Genomic DNA, 1,060 nt, shown 5'->3' on the forward strand with positions numbered 1-1,060 from the left:
TGCCGCAGCTTCTGCGCGAGGTTCATCTGGATGCCCGACCCCTCGCAGATGACCGCTTCGACCGGCTTGAGCGCCAGCAGGCGATCGTTGCGGACGAAGGCGGCCTTGGCGCCGAGACGGCGATCCAGCCGGAACAGGATGACCTTCACGCCGCGCGCTGCCGCCCAGGCCTGGGCGATCGCGTCGCAGCCTTTGGTCTGCGCGGTGGTCGCGAGGATCATTTCCGGCACGCGGGCCTTGATGGAGTCGAGACCGCGCCAGAGCATCTCGTGATCGTCCCAGACCTGACCGCCGGAGAAGGCGACGACGGGACCTTCGGGCGCGAACTGTTCGCGGCGCTCGCGGGCGCGCTCGGCGAGATAGTTGCGGGCATCGATCATCGAGGCGGTGACCCCGCTCGACACCCGGCTGCCGCGGGTCGGCGAGTAGGGACGGCCAGTCTCGACGCGATAGACTTCGGCGGCATGGTCGCGCATGCATTCCATCGCATCGCGGCACCCCTGCAGTGTCTGGCACAGCAGCTGCGCCTCCTCGAGCTGCGAGGCGTAGATCTCGCTCGGATCGAAGCTGCGGGCGAGATCTCCGAGCTCCTTGGCCGCGTCGTCCTCGCGGTCGCTGAGACGCTTGGCGACGACATGGAAGCTGTTGACGAAGCCCCAGGCGAGGTCGCTCGCGAAAGGCTCGAGCCGCGTGTCGCGAAACACGTCGAACAGCGTCGCCATCACCATTTCCACCGCTGCGCGGGCTTGCTCGGGATCGGGCATCTCGCGTTGCTCGGTCTCGTCGACGGGCGACAGCTTGGCGCGTTCGTCGTGCTCGATGAAAGCACCCTCGTAGATCGAACTCTGGCCGTGATGGCCGGTTTCGCCGGCGATGAAGCTGGCGAGGTCGGCGAAGTTCGTGAAAGACTTGGTCATGTGAGCCTCCATGGCGTTTTTGCTGTCTCATCCCCTCGGATGAGACCTGACTCAGGGCATGCGGTCGGTCAGGGTAGGTCAGGCACGTTAACCGGGAAGCCGGCCACAGGCCGGACCCCGGTTAACGCCGCGCCAGCGGGGAG

Annotated in this window: 1 protein-coding gene; it reads right to left on the reverse strand. The window is 66.7% G+C overall.

The genetic code is table 11. The annotated features are described in order from the left end of the window. Window positions 1-917 (reverse strand): DUF2493 domain-containing protein (locus RLDS_RS39315; protein ID WP_021225907.1); only part of this gene is annotated, 917 nt, incomplete at its 3' end. Window positions 918-1,060 lie beyond the last annotated feature (143 nt).

Origin of the sequence: Sphingobium lactosutens DS20 (genome assembly GCF_000445105.1) — a bacterium.
GTDB lineage: Bacteria > Pseudomonadota > Alphaproteobacteria > Sphingomonadales > Sphingomonadaceae > Sphingobium > Sphingobium lactosutens.